4 protein-coding genes are annotated in these 2,664 nt (G+C 68.3%); all 4 read right to left on the bottom strand.

The annotated features are described in order from the left end of the window. Positions 1 to 278: 278 nt before the first annotated feature. The 4 genes from NTW26_01505 to NTW26_01490 all read right to left on the bottom strand — a co-directional run bounded on the left by NTW26_01505 (position 279) and on the right by NTW26_01490 (position 2,528). Positions 279 to 1,472 carry a hypothetical protein gene (locus tag NTW26_01505; GenBank protein ID MCX7020950.1) on the bottom strand — a complete coding sequence of 398 codons (1,194 nt, stop codon included), beginning with the start codon at positions 1,470 to 1,472 and terminating at the stop codon, positions 279 to 281. A 1-nt stretch (position 1,473) separates the two neighbouring features. Then, on the bottom strand, positions 1,474 to 1,731 hold the full coding sequence (locus NTW26_01500; protein MCX7020949.1) for a EutN/CcmL family microcompartment protein: 258 nt from the start codon (positions 1,729 to 1,731) through the stop codon (positions 1,474 to 1,476). Positions 1,732 to 1,817: 86 nt separating this feature from the next. Further along, positions 1,818 to 2,096: an ethanolamine utilization protein EutN gene (locus NTW26_01495; GenBank protein ID MCX7020948.1), complete on the bottom strand. Its 279-nt coding sequence runs from the start codon at positions 2,094 to 2,096 to the stop codon at positions 1,818 to 1,820. Between the two features lie 114 nt (positions 2,097 to 2,210). Then, positions 2,211 to 2,528, bottom strand: a complete 318-nt coding sequence (locus NTW26_01490) for a EutN/CcmL family microcompartment protein (protein ID MCX7020947.1) — start codon at positions 2,526 to 2,528, stop codon at positions 2,211 to 2,213. Positions 2,529 to 2,664 lie beyond the last annotated feature (136 nt).

Raw genomic sequence — 2,664 nt, 5'->3', positions numbered from 1 at the left:
CTCCAAAGGGACAAGGGCTGGGCGGAAGTCCTCACCCTTAACCCCGTCGACATGCCGCTCCCGGAAGGAGGGGGAATAGCTACACCCCTCTCCCCCGCCCTCCCCCCAGAGGTGGGAGGGGGTGGGCACGGGCGACCGCGGAGGACTCGTCCTACGGGTCGCCCCTACGGGGCCTCGCCGGATATGGCCGTTGGGGCGGGTATCCACACCCGCCCGTGGTTGGGGCGACAAGGGGCTAAAACCCCTTGCCCCGGACGAGGGTATCCACGCGCCCGACCTCACTCCATCGCGGTGGAGAACTTCTTCAGCGACCCCGGGGTCATCCGGGAAACGGTGTCGCCGAGCCTCTCCAGAATCATCTCCAGGGCCGTGGCGGGCAGGAACCGGCAGCAGGCCGCCAGCGGCCGTGGCAGATTCTCGAAGGTCGGCCGCGTGACCAGGGAAACCACGCTCTCCCACCGGTCGTCGGGCGCGACGATGTAGATGGGCGCGTTGAAAGACTTCCGGTGGGTCACCAGGTCCGCCAGGCGCAGGAGGTTCTCGGTGAACCCCTCGACCGGCTCCACCTCGAAGAGAGCGGCGACCTTTTTCCCCTCGAACCAGACCACGTCCACGTCGGCCAACAGGCGGTCGGTGAGCTCGTCGTAGACCTCCGGCAGCTCTTCGAGGGCGCGGTCCAGCTTCTTGAAGTCCTTGCGGCGGCGGAGGTTCTTCATATCGGGTCCCCCGGCCCAGACGTCCAGCCCCATCCGGTCGCCCAGCTCCAGCAGCATGAGCCGGATGCCGGCGGGGCTCGCCGTCCGGCGCCTCTGTTCCGCCTCGGTGAAGAGTCGCGCCAGCGATTCCCGCTCCTCTTCCTCCGCCTCGTAGGCGGCGAAGTAGAGGAAGAAGTCCACGTCGTAGAGGGTCTTGAAAACGGGCTCCACCTCGTTGAGCCGCTCCCGCAGCCGGTCTATCTCCGCGCAGTAGGCGAGGTACTGGGCGCCGGCGATCTGGCCGTGGGTCACCAGGGGCAGTTCCTCGGCCCGCAGGCGGAAGAGGCCCCGGCGGCTGGAGATGTTGCGCACGGCGTATTTCTCCGGCTCGTTCACCGACAGAAGCTCGGAGATGGCCGCCGTGTCGAACTGGAGGGGGGATTCGAAGAGGCGGTCGTAGCGCCGCACGATGTCGTCGGTCCCGTACAAGAGGTCATGGAGGTGTTCCTTTACCTTGGGCAGCCCGACGTCCAGGGCGTTCTCCAGGACGTAGTCCGCGTTGCGCCAGAAGCGGAAGGACCACAGGGTGCCGATGAGGGCCTGGAGCCCCGTTTGGTCAAGGCGGGCCAGGCGGTCCTTCTTCACCAGGGAGCGGACGAGGCGCAGGTGGTTTTCGCGGCTGGCGTGGAGGCCCGCGCGGTGCACGTCGGCCACCCGGAGGAACTGCTCCAGGAGGCTCTTGACCCGTGCGGGACTGATTTTTACCAGCGAGCTCACGCTAGGCTTCCCGGTAGAGGGAATCCACCACTCCGACGATGACATGGCGGGCGGGGATGTCGGCGCGGCCCGTAATCTGCCGCGCGGCGTTGCCCTCGTTCCCGACGATGACCAGGTCGCCGGGTCCGGCGCTGACGGTGTCCACCGCCACCAGCTCCGGCCCCCCGCCCTCGGGCCGCACGCGCAGCAGGCGGTAGCCCGTCAGGGCCGGGTGCTTGACGGTGCAGAAGACGTTGCCGACGACGCGGGCCAGAATCATTTCATCTACCCCCCTCCCCCCTCTGGGGGGAGGGTTGGGGTGAGGGGTAATCCGCGAAGGTCTGCGAGTCACAGGCCGGATGCAGGTTAAATTTCTTCCCAATCTTGGCGGTCGAGGACGCCGACCACGGCCAGGTCCACCGGGGCGAAACTTTTCCCCTCGGGCATGGCCAGCGACGCCTCGCGCCCGTCGGCCAGGAGGACCTCGTCGCCCACGCCGGCCTCCACCACCTCCACGGCCACCTCCTCGCGGTCCGAGAGGCGGCCGTCGGGACCCCGGCGACGCACCAGCGCCAGCCGGACGCCCTCCAGGACATCCACCCGGCGGGTGGCCCAAACGCTGCCCGTGACTTTACCTCGTTGCATATCCACCCCGCGCCGCACGCCGTCGCTTTCTAGGGAACCCACCGAACCACGCTCAAGCCAACCATCTTAGAAATGCTCGGACCAACGTCCGCCGAGGCGTCCGGCGCGACCGCGTCAAGCCTCAGGCTTGTTGTCCGGCTTGCCGTGCTTGCGGAAGACGACGCGGCCGTCGCTCTCGATGGAGTCCACGATGCCGCAGACGACGGCGTCCACGGGTCGGTTGCGGGTGGGCTCGGTCTGGCGCGCCGAGGATCCCCGGGCGATGAAGCACAGCTCCCCCGGCCCGGCGCCCACGGCGTCCACGCAGATCAGCTCGTCCCCCGTCGGCTTCCCGTCGGCGCCGGCAGGCCGGCACAACAGGAGCTTGAACCCCGTCAGCCCCGCGTCCTTGACCGTGGAAACCACGTTGCCCGTAACGAGAACCAGGTCCATCGCCACCCCAGCCTTGGAATGTTGACGTTGCGAGTTTAGCGCCTGGCGGGGCTTAGAGTCAAGCGGCGCGGGCGCTCCGGGGCGAGGGGCGCGGGCGGGACGTTCCGGGGCAAGGGGCTTAAAGCCCTTGTCTTAG

The sequence above is a fragment of the bacterium genome (genome assembly GCA_026398675.1).
In the GTDB taxonomy this organism is placed as follows: Bacteria; RBG-13-66-14; RBG-13-66-14; order RBG-13-66-14; family RBG-13-66-14; genus RBG-13-66-14.
This window is presented reverse-complemented; position numbering and strand designations above follow the sequence as displayed.